This window comes from Amycolatopsis anabasis, from assembly GCF_009765355.1.
GTDB lineage: Bacteria > Actinomycetota > Actinomycetes > Mycobacteriales > Pseudonocardiaceae > Amycolatopsis > Amycolatopsis anabasis.
Genome location: NZ_VTHK01000007.1, coordinates 126287 through 142422 on the forward strand (window position 1 = coordinate 126287; position 16136 = coordinate 142422).

Genomic DNA, 16136 nt, shown 5'->3' on the forward strand with positions numbered 1-16136 from the left:
CGGATCAGGATCGGGTGCCGCCGCGGTCAGCCCGGTGTGTTCGCGAACTGCCCCGGCACGCGGCCGGGTCCGGCGGGCCCGCGATAGGCCTGGGCGATGTCGAGCCACGCGTCGGCGTCGGCGCCGGTCGCGACCAGGGCGAGATCGTCCCGGTGGCGCCGCCGGGTCACCAGCAGGCAGAAGTCCGCGGCGGGCCCGGTGATCTTCTGCGGCGCGTCGGCGGGGCCGAACTCCCAGCGAGCGCCCGAGGGAGCGGTCAGTTCGAACCGGAATTCGGTGTCCGGTGGCGTCAGCCCGCGCGCCTGGTAGCCGAACTCCCAGGTGCGGACGGCGAACCCCGCCAGGTACCGGAGCCGATCGGTCCGCCGGCGGCGGATCCCCAGGGTGTCGGCGATGTCCTGGCCGTGCCCGAACAGTTCCATCATCCCGGCACAGGCCAGGACCTCCGGTGGCAACGGGTTGACCAGCCAGGGCACCAGCCGCCCCGCCGGAACGGCGGCGAGCGCCTTGATCGAGGCGTCGCGTTCGGACCGCCAGCGGGCCAGGAGGTCCGCCGGTGAGTGGCCCGCGTAGTCGGCGAGCGCGTCGTCGACCGCCTGCGCGAATCCCCTGGCGCCGATGCGCTCGGTGACCCCGCGGAACGCCTCGGGGTCCGCGGCCGCCATCCCGGCGATCCGGAAGATGAAGGCCACATGCCCGACCTGGTCCCGGATCGTCCAGCCGGGCGCCGGGGTCGGGAGGGACCAGCTCGCCTCGTCCAGTCCGGTGACCATGGCGTCGAACTCTTCGGCGTCCGCGGTCAGGTTCGCGATGGTGTCCTGCAGCATTGTCACCCGTCTGCCCTCGCTGGAAGTCGTTGCCCTGATTGCCGCAGAGCCAGCTTCACCCGCCGAAGCCGGACTCTGCTTCTCCTGTGATGCCTTCACGAATGTTCTTGCCGCGCCTGGCGTACCGGGCTCAGCCAGGAGCCGACCCGGCGCGCGGCGGCCAGGCTCGCCCACGAGGTCAGTCCGAGGAGGACGTCGTCGCCGGGCCGGTCCCGGCGGAACTCCGCGATCACCGGTTCGTCGATCTGGTAGGCCGCCAGGGCGGTGAGCAGGGCGAGCCGCCCCGCCGGACGGTCCCGCTCGGGCAGTCCGGCCACCCTGGGTTCGAGCCAGCTCCGGCTGATCCCGGGCGCGCCACCGGTCCATTCGTCCAGTTCGCCGAGCACCAGGTCCCGGACCGAGGGCGGAACGGCGTCGCGGCCCGCCTCCTCGATGGCCGCGTTCGTCCGGGCGAACGCACCGGCGAGCACCCGGTGCCCGCCCGCCCAGGCCCGGATGTCGGCCGGTTCCGGCGCCGCGGGCAGCAGGCCCAGCGAACCACCGGGCCGCAACGACCGGTCCGCCCGCCCGAGCAGCAGCCGGCCCACCGTCCTGCGTGCGTAGTTCCGCGCCATCGCCGGAACTTCCGGTGGCAGCGGCGAATCGCCGAGGAAGATGGCGACCATGCGGTTGAGGTAGTGGAACGTCACCGCGACCCCGGTCAGTTCCGGCGCCTGGTCGTCCGGGACGGGTGGCGGGCGGCCGGTACCGGCGCTCGCGCTTTCCCGCGCCCACCGCGCGATCGAACGCAGCCCGGGGTCGGTGACCGAGTCGATCCCGTCCCCGGCAACCGATTCGGCGTCCGCGCGGGTGACCAGTCCGGCCAGGACCGAACCGTGCACGTCGACGCAGTACGGGCAGGCATTGGCCAGCGACACCGCCGCGGCCACCGCCTCCTTGGCCGCACGGCTCGCGATTCCGTCCGCCAGCAGGGTTTCCCGCAGCATCAGCCAGCTCCCGACCAGCGGCCCGGGCGCGGCGGAATGCAGGGCGACCGGTGGCGCGAGCATGCCGAAGTCGCGTTCCACCTGACCGTAGACCTCGCCGACCAGGCCGCTCGCCGCGTTCGGCGGAACGACCTGGACGTGCCGGACCTGGGTGAGCGCGCGGCGCAGCGCCAGCTGCAGGAAGGACGGCCTCATCCACCGACTCCGCTCGCCGCGCTGTCCGGTGCGGGGGCGCCGTAGCGGACGTCGATTCCGCGTTCGCGGGCGGCCCGCACGATCCCCGGCATGGCGCGTTCGGCCAGGGCCGCGATGGTCATCGCCGGGTTCACCGTGAGCGCACCCGGAACGGCGGAACCGTCGGTGACGAAGATGCCCGGATGGCCGCGCAGTTCGTGGCGCGGATCCAGGGCCGAGGTCGCGGGGTCGTCGCCGATGCGGCAGGAGGCCAGCGGGTGGACGGTGTAGGCGCCGACCACGTCGTTCGTCCACGGCGCCACGGTGGCCAGCCCGTCGCGTTCCAGGATGTCCCGGACCTCGGCGTCCGCCTGGGCCCATCCGCGCAGGGTGTTCGGGGTCGGGTCGTACCGCAGTGAGCCCCGCCCCAGCATCTGCTGGGAGATCCGGTACGCGTTGCCGGTGGCCGGGGGCGGGCCGAACACGCCTTCGTTGTCGTCCTCGGTCATCTGGAAGATGGTCAGCCAGGACTGCCAGCTCTTGAGCATCTCCTTCTTGGCCGCGCCGAACCAGGTGGGCTGGGCCTGGCCCGGAACCTGCGCGAGGATCGTGCCGAGCCCGGGCGGGAAGTAGAGCTGCTCCAACGAGTACCGCGAGTACTCCGGCAGCGTTTCGTCCAGGCGGTCCCAGGACGCGACGGTCGGTCCCTTGCCGATCTGGTTGGCGCCGTAGGCGAGGCCGTCGCCGCGGTCGAGGCCGAGCACCTCCCGCACCCGGTCCTCGTTCAGCACCGCGGTGTTCAACCGCTCGCCGTTGCCGGAGAAGTACCGCCCGACCGCCCGGGGCAGCTTCCCCAGTTCCGGTTCGGAGCGTTGCAGGATCACCGGGGTGGCGCCGGCTCCGGCCGCCAGGACGACCAGTTTCGCGTCGATCGCCCCGCTCCCGGTGTGCACCCGGTAGTCCTCGTCGTCGACGATCTCGTAGTGCACCCGGTAGCCGTCGTCCGTTTTGGACAGTCGCTGCACCTCGTGCATCGGCCGGATCCGCGCGCCGTGCGCGAGCGCCGCCGGAAGGTAGTTGGTCAGCAGGGTCCGCTTGGCGTCGAACCGGCAACCGGCCATCATCCAGTTGCAGTTGGTGCAGAGCGCGTTGTCGATGGCCACCGGGGTGGGATTCGCCGTCCGGCCCGCGTGGCGGCAAGCGGCCGCCCAAAGCCCACCGGCGTAGGAGACGTCCTCCCAGGTCTGCCTGGTGACCGGCAGCGCCTCGGAAACCCGGTCGTACCAAGGGTCCAGGGTGTCCCGGGTGAGTTCGGCGGGCCACATCCGCCGCCCGATCGAACCGTGCCGCTCGAAGACGAACCGCGGCGCGCGGGGCATCGCGGCGAAGTAGACCACGCTGCCGCCGCCGACGCAGTTCCCGCCGAGGATGCTCATCCCGTCGCCGACCACGAAGTCGAAGATCCGGGTGTAGGAGGAGCCGAGCAGGAAGTCGTGCTCGAACTCCGCGCTCTCCAGCCACGGGCCGCGTTCCAGCACCACCACCCGCGCGCCGCCGGCGGCCAGGTGGTAGGCCGCGATCGCACCGCCGAAGCCGCTGCCGACGACCAGGACGTCGGTCTTCTCGACGGCCGTCATGCCGGGCTGCCCGACGCCGTGGTGCCCGGGTGCGGATCCGCCAGCGCGCGGCGGTAGGTGTAGCCGGGGAAACGCCAGAGACCGTCCGGATCCGGTTCGGCGAAGCCCATCGCGCGCAGTCCCGGATGTCCCGCCGCCATCGCCTCCGCGGTGTGCAGGTGCGCCGCGCTGTCGAAGGCCATGTTGCAGAACAGCGCGAGGCTCACCCAGCCGTCCTTCTCCGGGTGACCGGGCGAGGTCAGGGCCAGCACCAGTGCGGTGCGGTGTTCGAACGGGAGCGCCACGAACGGGGGCACCGAATCGTCCAGCTCGACGCCGTGCTCGGCGGCGTGGGCCCGCGCGTGCTCGTTCAGCGCGGGAACGAGGAACTCCAGCCCGGCGGTCACCCCGGTCGCCGGGGTGTACAGCAGTTCCAGGGCGCCGGCGGCGACCGCGCCCGGTCCCTCGGCCGCACCCGCGATCGCCCGATCCGCCGGGGAGCGCTTCTCGCCAGGGAGGATCGTGTCGGCGAACGCTTCCAGCGTCATGGTGCCGGCCGGATCGCCGGTATTGGTCGGTCGCACAGGCGTTTCCTCCTCCTCGTCACGAGATGCCCCGTCACTGGGAGATCCAGGAGATCAAGCGACGCCCGCGGCCGACACCTTCTCGTTTGCGGTCAGGCCACCACCCGGCGACCTGGGCGAACTCACCGCACGCTGGAAGGGGAGGACACCACCGCGACGCCGTGGACGCGGGGCGCCACCACCGAGATCCGCGCCGTCGGCGGGAAGATCAGCTCCCGGCAGCGGACGATCTCGAACCCGGCGCGCCGGATCGCGGACAGCGTGTCCCGGTTCGGGTGGCAGCCGCCCATCAGGCGCGGCCAGAGCAGATCCGAGAAGTCCTGGAACCGGGCCCACACCGCGCCGCGGGCCCGCACGTGTTCGTAGAAGCGCAGTTCGCCGCCGGGCCGGAGCACCCGGCGGAACTCGGCCAGCGCGGCCGCGGGGTCGGCGACCGAGCACAGCACGCCCGACACGACGACCGCGTCCGCCGAACCGTCCTCGGCGGGCAGCCCGTCGGCGACCCCGTCCACCAACCGGATCGGCGCCGGCGCGCCGGTCGCGGCCTCGGCCGCCTTCGCGCGCAGGGTCGGTTCCGGCTCGACCGCGACGAGTTCGGCGACCGCCGGCGGGTAGTGCGGGAAGTTCAGCCCGGTCCCGGCGCCGACCTCGACGACCCGGCCGGACAGCCCGGCCAGCAACTCCGCGCGCAACCGGGCGTTGCCGCGGGCCTCGTTGCGCGCCCCGTACCGGGCGAAGAACTTCGCGAACAGCGGATTCTCGATCAAGGCCATCCGATGACTCCCTTCTTCGGCCCGTCGCCGATTCAACACCCGATCGACGTGGCAGGCTGTCCGCGTGACCGCACCGCTTGCCCTGCTCGACTCCGCGAGCCTGTACTTCCGCTCGTTCTTCGCGCTGCCCGAATCGATGACCGCGCCGGACGGCACACCGGTGAACGCGGTCCGGGGCTTCACCGACACCATCGCGCGGATCCTCACCGACCGCCGCCCGTCCCGGCTCGTGGCCTGCCTCGACGCGGACTGGCGCCCGCAGTTCCGGGTGGACCTGCTGCCCAGCTACAAGGCGCACCGGGTCGCCGACGCGGAGGCGAACGCCGAGGAGGTGCCGGACACGCTGACCCCGCAGGTCCCGATCATCCTCGAGCTGCTGGAAGCGGTCGGCCTGGCCACGGCCGAGGCGGCGGGGTACGAGGCCGACGACGTCATCGGCGCGCTCACCGCGCGCGAGCGCACCGCTCCGGTCGAGGTCATCACCGGTGACCGCGACCTGTTCCAGCTGGTGCGGACCGAGCCGACCCCGGCCTCGGTCGTCTACGTCGGCAAGGGCTGGGCGAAGGCGGAGGTGCTCACCCCGGTCGAGATCGCCGAGCGCTACGGCGTCCCGGTGGAAACCGCCGGGCCCGGGTACGCCGATATGGCCGCGCTGCGCGGCGACCCGTCGGACGGTCTCCCCGGGGTCGCGGGCATCGGCGAGAAGACCGCGGCGAAGCTGATCACTCAGTTCGGTTCGCTGCGGGGGCTGCTGGCCGCCGCGCAGAACGAGGATCCGGCCGTGCCCGCGAAGACCCGGGCCAAGCTCGCGGAGGCGGCCGACTACCTCGCGGTCGCCCCGACCGTGGTCGCGGTCGCCGCCGACGCCCCGGTCGAACTGTCCCGCCCGGACACCGTGCCGTCCGCGCCCGCCGATCCGGATCGGGTGGCCGAACTCGCCGAACGCTGGAACCTCGGCAAGTCCGTGGAACGCCTCCTCGCCGCCCTGCCCGGAAACTGACCCCGAACAGAGCTCCGATCTGTATTGCTCTGATTTGGTGATTCTCGAGCGGTTCCGTGCATGAACACGCAGACCTCGGCTATGAATACATCGGATGTGTGCGAGCCGAGGAGGTACCGATGCGCGTGCGGACCGGGGTACTGGCGGTGGCGCTGGTCGTCGCGGCGACGGTCTCGCCGGGAGCCGCCCAGGCCGAGCAGTCCGATCAAGCGGGGCGGTGTTCCGGACCGGTCCGCCCGGCGCCGCTGATCGCAATCGAAGCGTGCGACTCGCCCGCGCGGATCGTGCGCAAGGCGGCGAACGTGGTGCCGACCCCGCAACAACTCGCGTACCAGCGCCGCGAAGTCACCGCGTTCACCCATTTCGGCATGAACACGTTCACCGATCTGGAATGGGGCAAGGGAACCGAACCGGAATCCCGGTTCGCGCCGCGCGAACTCGACATCGACCAGTGGATGCGGGCCTACCGCGCGGCCGGTGCCCAGCAGGTGATGCTGACCGTCAAGCACCACGACGGTTTCGTGCTCTACCCGTCCCGCTACACCAACCACTCCGTGCTGGCCAGCCCGTGGTGGCTCGATCCCGCCTGCGCGAACCCCGAACCCGTGCACCGGGCACGCGAACGCGCCGAGGCCGCCCGCGCCGATCATCCGGACGCCTACTGGCAGGTGCGCGACGCCGGATGCCGCAACGCGCGGGGTGACGTGTTCCGCGAGTACGTCCGCGCGGCCCGCGCCGCCGGGCTGAAGGTCGGCGTGTACCTCTCCCCCGCCGACGGCTCCGAACTGCCCAAGAGCCGGGTCGACGACCAGGGCCGCCCGCCGGCCGGGCAGGCCCGGTACGCGGGCGGCGGCCCGGCCGTGCCCCGGACCATCCCCACCCTGGTCGCGGGCGACGACCGCGCCGGGAAACCGTTGCCCCGCTTCAACTACACGGTCAACGACTACAACGCGTACTTCCTCAACCAGATCTACGAGGTGCTCACCGAGTACGGCGCGATCGACGAGTTCTGGCTGGACGGCGCCAATCCGTGGAAGGACGAGGGCCTGGTCGAGGACTACGACTTCACCGCCTACTACGACCTCATCCACGCGCTGGCGCCGCGGGCGGTGATCTTCCAGTCCGCGGCCGGGGTCCGCTGGGTCGGCAACGAGAAGGGCATCGCCCGGGAAACCGAGTACAGCCCGGTCGCGATGACCGCGGATCCCCGGACCGACTACGCGGAGTGGACCTATCTCGGTGGCGCCGAGGCCGCCGATCTCGGCTCGCGCTCGGCGCTGACCAACCCGAAAACCCGATACATCGGATGGATGCCCGCCGAGGCGGACGTCTCGATCCGGCCCGGCTGGTTCTACCACGCCACCCAGCGGCCGAAGAGCGCGGCGGAGCTGGTCGATCTGTACCGCCGCAGCGTCGGGCGCAACGCCACCCTGTTGCTCAACGTCCCGCCCGGCCCGGACGGCCGGATCGCCGACGCGGACCTCGGCTCGCTCACCGCCTTCGGAAAGTCCATCGCGGACACTTACCGGGACCCGAACCTGCTGCGCCGCCCGGCGAGGGCCGACGTCGTGGTGCACACCGGTGGCCGGACGTTCGACCAGATCGCCCTCGGCGAGGACCTCACGCGTGGCCAGCGGATCGAACAGGTCACCGTGGACGGGCTGGTGCACGGCTCCTGGCAGCGATTGGCCCAGGCCACCACGGTCGGCGCGAAACGCATTCTGGTGCTGCCCAAGGAAGTCACCGCGCAGCAGCTGCGCATCCGGGTGCCGCGGGCCCGGGCGGAACCGTGGCTGGCGCACGTCAGCGTGCACCGCACGGTCCCGCCCGCCTAGTTGTCAGGCGCTCAGCAAGGCCCGGGCGCGTTCGGCCGCGGCGGCGGCGAGTGCCGCGAGTTCGTCCGCGTCGATCCCCGGCCCGGACGGCACCCGGAGTTCCGCAGCGGACGCGGCGACCACGGGCGGCGCGACCGGCAGCGGCGGCACCGGCACGCGGTAGGCCTCGGCGGCCGGGACGCCTTCGCGGGCGGCCGTGGTGTTCCGGCGCTCGAGTTCGTCGAGCAGTTCCCGCTCGCCGCGCCCGCGGATCAGCAGCAGCAAGAACGGATCCGCGTCCAGCAACCAAGAAGCCTGGTAGGCCAGCGCGGCCGCGTGCTTGCACGGATGTTCCCAGCCGGGGCAGTCGCATTCCGGTTCGAAGTCCCCGAATCCGGGCAGCAGCCGCACGCCCGCGCCGTCGGCCGATTCGACCAGGTCCTGCGGCACGTCCCGGTCGAGCAGCGCGGCGACGTGACTCGCCCGCCCCGCCACGCGGTCCAGGAACCGCTCCCACTCGGGAGCGCTCAGCTCCGCGAACCGCATCTCGGCGTGGTACGCCGTGAACGGGTCGCCGTCGTGCACCGCCGCGGCGACCCGGCCCGGGCTGACCGTGATGAGGCCGACGTGTCCGGCGTAGGCGTACTTGCGACCCGTGGTCAGCTGCTGGAGATCCATCGATTCCGACTCCAGCGCTTCGATCCACGCGTTGCCCCACCAGGACGCGGCGAACCGCCCGCGGCCGCGTTTGCGCGCCGCGAACGCCGGGAAGCTGCGCGCCCGCTCGTCGTAGGTCAAGGCGTCCTCCTCAGGGTGACCAGCTCGGCCAGTTCGGCATCGGTCAGTTCGGTGAACGCGGCCTCGCCGCCGCTCAGCACCGCGTCGGCGAGTTCGCGTTTGGACTCCAGCAGCGCGGCGATCCGGTCCTCCAGCGTGCCTTCGGCGATCAGCCGGTGGACCTGGACCGGCCGGGTCTGCCCGATCCGGTGTGCCCGGTCGGTGGCCTGCTCCTCGACCGCGGGGTTCCACCACCGGTCGTAGTGCACGACGTGATCGGCCCGGGTGAGGTTGAGTCCGGTCCCGGCCGCCTTGAGCGACAGCAGGAACACCGGCACCCGCCCCTCCTGGAACAGTCGCACCTGTTCTTCCCGCTGGGCCACCGGCGTGCCCCCGTGCAGCAGCTGGGCGCCGATCCCGCGGTCGCGCAGGTGCCGCTCCAGCAGGCGGGCCATGGTGACGTACTGGGTGAACACCAGCACCGCGCCGCCTTCGGCGAGGATCGTGTCCAGCAGTTCGTCGAGCAGTTCGAGCTTGCCGGACCGTCCCGGCAACACGCCCTGGGGCTGTTTGCGGAAATGCGCCGGATGGTTGCAGATCTGCTTGAGGGCGGTGAGCAGTTTGATGATCAGGCCGCGCCGGGCCAGATCGCGGCTGCCCCGGATCTCGGCCAGGGTGTCCCGGACGACGGTTTCGTACAGCGTCACCTGTTCCTCGGTCAGCGCCACCGGATGGTCGGTTTCGGTTTTCGGCGGCAGTTCCGGCGCGATGCCGGGATCGGTTTTGCGGCGGCGCAGCAGGAACGGTTTGACCAGGCGGGCCAGCCGCCGCGCGGTCTCGGTGTCCTGTCCGGATTCGACCGGGGCGGCCCAGCGGGCCCGGAACGCGCCGATCCGGCCGAGCAGCCCGGGCGTGGTCCAGTCCAGGATCGTCCAGAGCTCGGAGAGGTTGTTCTCCACGGGCGTGCCGGTGAGCGCGACCCGCGCGGCGGCGGGAATGGTGCGCAGTGCCTTCGCCGTTCCGGACAGCCGGTTCTTCACGTGCTGTGCCTCGTCCGCGGCGATCAGGTCCCACGGCACGGCCGCGAGCCGGTCGGCGTCCAGCCGCATCGTCCCGTAGGTGGTCAGCACGAAACCGTCCCCGACGCCGTCCAGGGTGCGGCCGGGACCGTGGAACCGCCGGACCGGGGTGCCCGGGGCGAACCGCCGGATTTCGCGTTCCCAGTTGCCGAGCAGCGACGCCGGGCAGAGCACGAGCGTGGGCCCCGATCCGCGGCACAGGTGCAGGGCGATGAGCATGATCGTCTTGCCGAGCCCCATGTCGTCGGCGAGGCAGCCGCCGAACCCCAGCGCGGTCATCCGGTCCAGCCAGCGCAGGCCCTGCAGCTGGTAGTCCCGCAACGTCGCGCGCAGGCCGTCCGGCTGGCGCAGCGGTTCCGCGCCCGCCGCGGGTTCCGCGATCCGGTGGTGCAACGCGCCCAGCCACCCGTCCGCCACGATGCCGGTGGTGCGGCCGTGGAACTCGGTGCTGCCGATCAGCACCGCCGCGAGCGCGTCGAACGGCCGCAACGCCCCGATTTCCCGCTCCTGCGCCTTGATCGCGAGTTCCGGCGCGATGAGCACCCAGCGCCCGCGCAGCCGCGCGAGCGGGCGCGGCGCCTTGGCGACGAGGTCCGTCTCCGCCGTGGTGAGCGGTTCGCCGTCGAGCAGGAGCTGCCACTCGACCGGCAGGGGCGGGGCCGTGCGGAAGAACCCTTCGACGTCCGCGGGCCACGGTTCGGGTGACCGGGCCACCGCCGTCGCGCCGAGCCCGTGGCCGAGGCCGTCGGGCCAGGACACGGTGACCCCGGCGTCGGCGAGCCGCCGGGCGTCCCCGGCGAGCAGGTCCCCCACCTCGTCGTCGGCGAGCACCAGCGCGTCGGGTACCGCCGCGTCGAGCAGCCGTTCCAGGGGCGGCCAGGTCTGCGCCGCCTGCCGGACGGCGAGCACGGTGTCCCGGCGCGCCTGCTCGCCGAGCCGGTGTTCGCCGTTCGCCCACAGCTCACCGGCGTCCACGTGCACGGTCGGATCGGCGAGGCTGTGCACCCGCACCACGGCCCGGAAGGACGCGCTCTCGAAGTCCGCGTCCGGCACCTCCAGCCGCAACGTCAGGCGCATTCCGGCGTCCCGGCCATACGCGACCGACTCCGACCATTCGCGCAGTTCGGGCACCCAGCGCGGCTCCACCCCGGCGAACGGCGTCCCGCGCGCGCTCGAGCGCACCACGCCGTCGGCCACCGCGTCCACGAAGGCCCGCAGCAGCGGATAGCTCTCCGGCAACCGCGGTTCACCCGCCCCGGGCAGGGGAATCGCCCGGCATTCGGGCGGCATCGCGGCGGCCAGCTCCCGCAGCCGCTCGATGTCGGCCACCTCCAGCGGACCGGCCCGCCACGCGTCGAAGTCACCCGGCGAGACTCCGGGCAGCAGCCGGCCCCGGGCGACCAGCTCCAGCGCGACCGCCGCCGCGGCGCCCCAGAACTCCAGCGCACGCGCTGCGCCGGACTTGGCCGCCAGCAGCATCGTCAGCGCCTCGGCCACCGGCACCCGCACGGCGGGGAGATCCACAGTGGACACTCCCGCGCCGTCCGGGACGGTGACGGTCACCGTGCCCGCCGTGCCGATCCCCGCCGGGCTTTCTTCCCCCCAGAACACCAGGTTCCCCCGGCGAGCCGGATCTCCCGGCTCGAACGTCAACGCCACAGTCCTCCCATCGTCAGCGTTCGTGCGGCGTACTCAGTCGACCGGGTCGAAGCGGAAGACCGCGCAGCGACCGGCCAGGGCTTCGAACTCCTCCGGGGATCCGGTCCGCACCAGCCCCGCGTCCTTCATCATCGACACTCCGGTGGGGATCTCCGCCGGAAAGGCGCGCAGGACTGGGCGTGCGTCCTCTTCGGACAGTTCAGTGAGCCGGACGTGCTCGGCCCTGCGACCGCAGGACAAGGTGCCGGTACCGGCCGCCCGGGCGTTGCGCACCCAGTCCGCGCCGGGGAACCCGCCCACGACGTACCGGCCGCCTTCGAAGTTCATCAACGAGATCGGCGTCGTGCGCGGTTGCCCGGACTTGCGGCCCGGCACGGTCAGCAGGTACATGCCGCCGAGCCGGAAGCCGAGTCGTTGCAGTGCGACGAACACCTTGTTCATCGGTTTCAGCCAGCGCGGCGGAGCGATCTTGTTCGGCTGGGTCAAGTCGGAAACCTCCAGGGTCAGCGGGACAGGTTCTGGTAGCGGCGGACGGAGAGCGGGAAGAAGACCGCGAAGATGAGCAACGGCCAGACGACCGCCATCAGCATGGCGTGCCCGGCGATCCACGAGTCACCACCCGCGCCGGGGTTGCCGAACAGCTCCCGGGCCGCGGAAACCGTGGACGACAACGGATTCCACTCGGCGATCGTGGCCAGCCAGCTCGGCATGGTGGCCGTGGCGACGAACACGTTCGCCAGGAATCCCAGCGGGAATTCGAGGGTGTGCACCACCGTCATCGCTTCCGGCCCCTTGAGGATCAACCCGAGGAAGATGCCCAGCCACACGAACGCGAAGCGCAGGAGCACCAGCAACCCGATCGCCGCGAGCGTTTCGGCGAAGCTGCCGCTCGGCCGCCAGCCGATCGCCAGCCCACAGCCGATCATCACCGCGAGGTTCACCAGCGCGAGCGCCATATCCGACAGGCACCGGCCGACGACCACCGCGGACGGCGCCATCGGCATCGAGCGGAACCGGTCGGTGACGCCCTTGGCCGCGTCGTTCAGCACCGCGGTCGCGGTCTCCCCGATGCCGAACACGGTGACCATGACGAACATGCCCGGCATCAGGAACTCGCGGTAGTTCCCGCCGCCCGGCACGATCATCGCGCCGCCGAGCAGGAACGCGAACATCACGGTGATCATCACCGAGAAGAGCAGCCCGAAGACCACCTGCCCGGGTTGCCGCGCCCAGTGCGCCAGGCCGCGCCGCGTCATCGTCCAGTAGTCGGCCACCGCCCAGCGGATCCGGTCGCCCGGGGTGCGGGGTATCGCGAAGGTCGCCGTGGTCAAACCGTCACCTCCACCTTCGGTTGCTCGGCCGGATGCCCGGTGAGCCGCAGGAACACCTCGTCCAGGGTCGGCCTGCGCAAGGCGATGTCCTCCGCGGCGATTCCCCCGTCGTCCAATGCCCGGACCACCTCGGTCAGCGAGGTCACCCGGTCGGACACCGGCGCGCTGATCGCCCGGGTGTCCGGGCGCACCTCGGCGTCCGCGCCCGCCACCCGGCCGACGACCTCGGCCGCGGCGGCGAGCTGGCCCGCGTGCCGGAGCACGACGTCGATGCGATCGCCGCCGATCCGGGACTTGAGCTCGTCCGGCGTGCCGTTCGCGATCACGCGTCCCCGGTCGATCACCGAGATCTGGTCGGCGAGCTGATCGGCCTCGTCCAGGTACTGCGTGGTGAGCAGGACCGTCGTGCCCGCGGCCACGAGCGAACGCACGGCCTCCCACACCTCGTTCCGGCCGCGCGGATCGAGGCCGGTGGTCGGCTCGTCGAGGAACAGCACGCGGGGCGCCAGGATCATCCCGGCGGCCAGATCGAGCCGCCGCCGCATCCCGCCCGAGTAGTCCTTGACCGCCTTGTTCCCGGTGTCCGCCAGGCCGAACTGCGTCAGCAGCGCGTCCGCCCGCTCGCCCGCCTGCCGCGTGCCCAAGTGGTACAGGCGCGCGAACATCTCCAGGTTCTGCCGTCCACTGAGGACCTCGTCGACCGCGGCGTGCTGGCCGACCAGCCCGATGCGGTACCGCACCTGCGCCGCCTGGCGGGCCACGTCGAATCCGGCGACCTCGGCGTGGCCGCCGTCGAACCGCAGCAGGGTCGCCAGGATGCGGACCGTGGTCGTCTTGCCCGCCCCGTTCGGCCCCAGCAGGCCGCACACGGTGCCTTCCGGTACCGCCAGGTCGATCCCGGCCGCGGCTTCGGTGTCGCCGTACCGCTTGCGCAGCCCCTCGGCGAGCACCGCGTTTCTGGTGTTCAAGCCCGTGTTCCCCCTTACCTTGTATGCTGTACGGAGTAACTCTAGCACGACATCGTACGGCGTACAGAATTTGTTACCGGCAGAATGGCCGCGTGACGATCGGGGTGGCACCTAGATGACCGAATACAGCGGCAGCGGTGATCCGAAACGCAGCATCGAGCTGCTGTGGGGACTTGCGCAACGGCCCAGCCGCGGCCCGAAGGCCCGGCTCACCGTGCAGGAGATCACCGCGGCCGCGATCACGGCCGCGGACGCCGACGGGATCGGCGCGCTGTCCATGCGCCGCGTCGCCGAGCAGCTCGGCGTCAGCACCATGTCGCTCTACACCTACGTGCCGAGCAAGGCCGAGCTCCTCGACCTCATGATCGACACGGTGAACGGTGACATGGCCCGCCCGGACCAGGTGCCGGACGGGTGGCGGGCGCAGCTCGAGCAGATCGCCCGGGAGAACGCCGCCCTGTACCACCGGCATCCGTGGTTGCTGCACATCGCCACCGCCCGCCCCCCGCTCGGACCGAACCTGACCGCGAAGTACGACTACGAACTCCGCGCGCTCGAGGGCATCGGGCTCTCCGACGTGGAGATGGACCTCGTCCTGAGCCTCGTGCTGGGCTACGTGCACGGCGCCGTCCGGGGCGCGGTCGAAGCCGCCGAAGCCGAACAACGCACCGGGATGACCGACGAGCAGTGGTGGGCGGCGCACGAACCGGTGCTGAGCCAGATCCTCGACGCCGACCGCTTCCCGACGGCGTCCCGGGTGGGCCAGGCCGCGGGCGAGGCCTACGGCATCTACGACCCGGACCTGGCGTTCGACTTCGGCCTGCAACGCGTGCTGGACGGCATCGAAGTCTTCATCCGCTCCCGCGATCAGAAATAGGTTCCGCACCACGGTCGGACCGTGGTGCGGAACAGCTCATCCGCCGGTTCGAGCGCCGCGGGATCGGCCACCTCGACCCGGCCCACCTCGGCCAGGACGCTCGGCGCCCACTCCCCCAGGTAGATCATCGCGAGCACTTCGGCGGTCACCTTCAACTGCCCCGGCTCGTCGGTTCGCCCCACTCCGTCCACGCCGATCCGATACCGGCCCGAGTTCGCGGGCAGCGCCTCGTCGATCACCTCGAGCACGATCGGATCCGCGGACCGGTACGACCGGGCCGCGAGCGCGGCGGGCACGTCCAGCACCCGCAGCCAGGTGTGATCGGCCAGCCCCACCACCTCGCACGCCCGCGGATCGACCAGCATCGCTCCGATCGGTTCGTCCACCGGCCGCATCGGCGCCCGCACCTCGGACACCAGATCCACGCCGACGAGGAACCGCCACAGCCCGGCCCGCGCCACGGGATTCGCCGCCTGCAGATCCCGCACTTCCAGGGCGGTCCCGCGATTCGGGGTCTCGAACGTACGCAGGTCGACCGGCTGGTACATCGCGAAGCCGTCATCGCCGCCGGGACCGGTGTGCACGGCCACCAGGTAGTCGCCGCGCGGAGCCAGCAACCGGTCGTGATAACTGGGCCACCAGACTTCCGGGCGCGCGATCATCCCCGGCCGCGACGGCGCGATTCGTTGGTACAGCGCGGGAATCTCCTTCACCGCGACCTCCGGTTCGAGCAGCCGGACCCGGCCGCCGGTCGGCGCCTCCGGCCGGAACCGCGCCCCGGAGACCCGCACGGTCTTGCCGCGCGTGGCGACGCCGTATCCGAACCGCCCGTAGATCGTCGACTCGCTCGCGTGCAACGCGGCGAACACCTCGCCCCGCCGGGCGCAGTCGCGAAGCTGCTCGCTCAGCAACGCGGTCATGATCCCCCGCCGCGTGTGATCCGCGCGCACGCCCACCCCGTCCACCGCGGCCAGGGACACCAGCGCACCGCCCGGTACGGCGATCTCGGTGGCGAAGGAACTGGTCAGCCCCACCGGCCGACCCTCGGCGAACACCGCGAACTTGCGATCGGCCGGGAACGACCGCCCGGCGAGTTCCCATTCCTCGTCCGACGGCGGCTTCGAATGCAGCGCCGCCTTGAGCACCCCCAGCACGGCACGCTGTTCGCCCTCGGCCACCGGGCGGACCTCGATGTCAGTCATGGCGGTGATCATGCCCGGAGCCCGCCGGTACGACCCAGGCCTTTTTGTTGTCCGGGGTTTACTTCGGCACGCCGACTTCGTATTCGCCCTGCTCGGTTTTCACCGTGATGGTGACCTGCTGTTCCTTGCCGCCGACGCTCGCCGCGCAGTCGAACGCGTAGCCGACGGTCACCGGCTGGTTGGGCGGGCAGGTGACGCTCTCGACCCCGGCCAGCTGGTAGCTCTCGGTCAGCACGCGCCGCACGCCGTCCTGCACCGAGGTGGAGTCCAGCACCTTCGGCACCGGCGCCAGGCTCGTCGACGTGCTCGAAATGGATTCGTTCGTCGCGCTCACCGCGGACGAGGTGGAGATCGACGGGACGGGCGCCGGGCGCTCCTCCTTCTTCGGATCGGAGCAGGCGGTGAGCAGCATCGCACCGAGGCACGCCAGACCCACCAGGGTCACGGTGCGCGGAAGCAACGCGAGACA

General features: G+C 71.9%; 15 protein-coding genes. 3 read left to right on the forward strand and 12 right to left on the reverse strand.

What is annotated here, in order from left to right; translation table 11 throughout:
* Positions 1 to 26 precede the first annotated feature (26 nt).
* The 5 genes from FXO23_RS11520 to FXO23_RS11540 all read right to left on the reverse strand — a co-directional run bounded on the left by FXO23_RS11520 (position 27) and on the right by FXO23_RS11540 (position 4960).
* The gene (locus tag FXO23_RS11520) at positions 27 to 833 is read right to left on the reverse strand and encodes a TIGR03084 family metal-binding protein (RefSeq protein ID WP_425484856.1); all 807 of its coding nucleotides are present in this window, start codon (positions 831 to 833) and stop codon (positions 27 to 29) included.
* Positions 834 to 922: 89 nt separating this feature from the next.
* Complete coding sequence (locus FXO23_RS11525) at positions 923 to 2008, reverse strand: carboxymuconolactone decarboxylase family protein (protein ID WP_158883811.1); 1086 nt, start codon at positions 2006 to 2008, stop codon at positions 923 to 925.
* Positions 2005 to 3624 (reverse strand): FAD-dependent oxidoreductase, encoded by a 1620-nt coding sequence (locus FXO23_RS11530; RefSeq protein WP_158883813.1) that lies wholly within the window; start codon positions 3622 to 3624, stop codon positions 2005 to 2007. The genes FXO23_RS11525 and FXO23_RS11530 overlap by 4 nt, the downstream gene beginning before the upstream one ends.
* Positions 3621 to 4151, reverse strand: coding sequence for a DUF5987 family protein (locus FXO23_RS11535; RefSeq protein ID WP_158884205.1), 531 nt, complete (start codon positions 4149 to 4151; stop codon positions 3621 to 3623). Before FXO23_RS11535 ends, FXO23_RS11530 begins: the two co-directional genes overlap by 4 nt.
* A gap of 158 nt (positions 4152 to 4309) precedes the next feature.
* Entirely contained in the window at positions 4310 to 4960 is a 651-nt protein-coding gene (locus FXO23_RS11540) for a class I SAM-dependent methyltransferase (RefSeq protein ID WP_218951962.1), read from the reverse strand.
* A gap of 64 nt (positions 4961 to 5024) precedes the next feature.
* On the opposite strand from FXO23_RS11540, the gene FXO23_RS11545 reads away from it, so the two are divergent.
* Together FXO23_RS11545 and FXO23_RS11550 are read left to right on the forward strand one after the other, a co-directional pair.
* The gene (locus FXO23_RS11545; RefSeq protein WP_158883815.1) at positions 5025 to 5960 is read left to right on the forward strand and encodes a 5'-3' exonuclease; all 936 of its coding nucleotides are present in this window, start codon (positions 5025 to 5027) and stop codon (positions 5958 to 5960) included.
* 119 nt (positions 5961 to 6079) lie between these two features.
* The gene (locus tag FXO23_RS11550) at positions 6080 to 7795 is read left to right on the forward strand and encodes an alpha-L-fucosidase (protein ID WP_158883817.1); all 1716 of its coding nucleotides are present in this window, start codon (positions 6080 to 6082) and stop codon (positions 7793 to 7795) included.
* A 3-nt stretch (positions 7796 to 7798) separates the two neighbouring features.
* Here the strand turns inward: FXO23_RS11550 and FXO23_RS11555 are convergent, their stop codons facing one another.
* The 5 genes from FXO23_RS11555 to FXO23_RS11575 all read right to left on the reverse strand — a co-directional run bounded on the left by FXO23_RS11555 (position 7799) and on the right by FXO23_RS11575 (position 13588).
* Positions 7799 to 8572: an SWIM zinc finger family protein gene (locus FXO23_RS11555; RefSeq protein WP_158883819.1), complete on the reverse strand. Its 774-nt coding sequence runs from the start codon at positions 8570 to 8572 to the stop codon at positions 7799 to 7801.
* Positions 8569 to 11109 (reverse strand): DEAD/DEAH box helicase, encoded by a 2541-nt coding sequence (locus FXO23_RS11560; protein WP_246257158.1) that lies wholly within the window; start codon positions 11107 to 11109, stop codon positions 8569 to 8571. Before FXO23_RS11560 ends, FXO23_RS11555 begins: the two co-directional genes overlap by 4 nt.
* A gap of 213 nt (positions 11110 to 11322) precedes the next feature.
* Complete coding sequence (locus FXO23_RS11565) at positions 11323 to 11775, reverse strand: nitroreductase family deazaflavin-dependent oxidoreductase (RefSeq protein WP_246257145.1); 453 nt, start codon at positions 11773 to 11775, stop codon at positions 11323 to 11325.
* A 17-nt stretch (positions 11776 to 11792) separates the two neighbouring features.
* Positions 11793 to 12620, reverse strand: coding sequence for an ABC transporter permease (locus FXO23_RS11570; protein ID WP_246257149.1), 828 nt, complete (start codon positions 12618 to 12620; stop codon positions 11793 to 11795).
* Complete coding sequence (locus tag FXO23_RS11575; protein WP_158883823.1) at positions 12617 to 13588, reverse strand: ATP-binding cassette domain-containing protein; 972 nt, start codon at positions 13586 to 13588, stop codon at positions 12617 to 12619. The genes FXO23_RS11570 and FXO23_RS11575 overlap by 4 nt, the downstream gene beginning before the upstream one ends.
* A 115-nt stretch (positions 13589 to 13703) precedes the next feature.
* On the opposite strand from FXO23_RS11575, the gene FXO23_RS11580 reads away from it, so the two are divergent.
* Complete coding sequence (locus FXO23_RS11580; protein WP_158883825.1) at positions 13704 to 14465, forward strand: TetR/AcrR family transcriptional regulator; 762 nt, start codon at positions 13704 to 13706, stop codon at positions 14463 to 14465.
* Here FXO23_RS11580 and FXO23_RS11585 read toward each other — a convergent pair.
* A complete protein-coding gene (locus FXO23_RS11585; RefSeq protein WP_158883827.1) occupies positions 14456 to 15667 on the reverse strand; it encodes a GNAT family N-acetyltransferase in 1212 nt (403 codons plus the stop codon). The genes FXO23_RS11580 and FXO23_RS11585 overlap by 10 nt on opposite strands.
* A 58-nt stretch (positions 15668 to 15725) precedes the next feature.
* Positions 15726 to 16127, reverse strand: coding sequence for a DUF4333 domain-containing protein (locus FXO23_RS11590; protein ID WP_158883829.1), 402 nt, complete (start codon positions 16125 to 16127; stop codon positions 15726 to 15728).
* Positions 16128 to 16136: the final 9 nt, after the last annotated feature.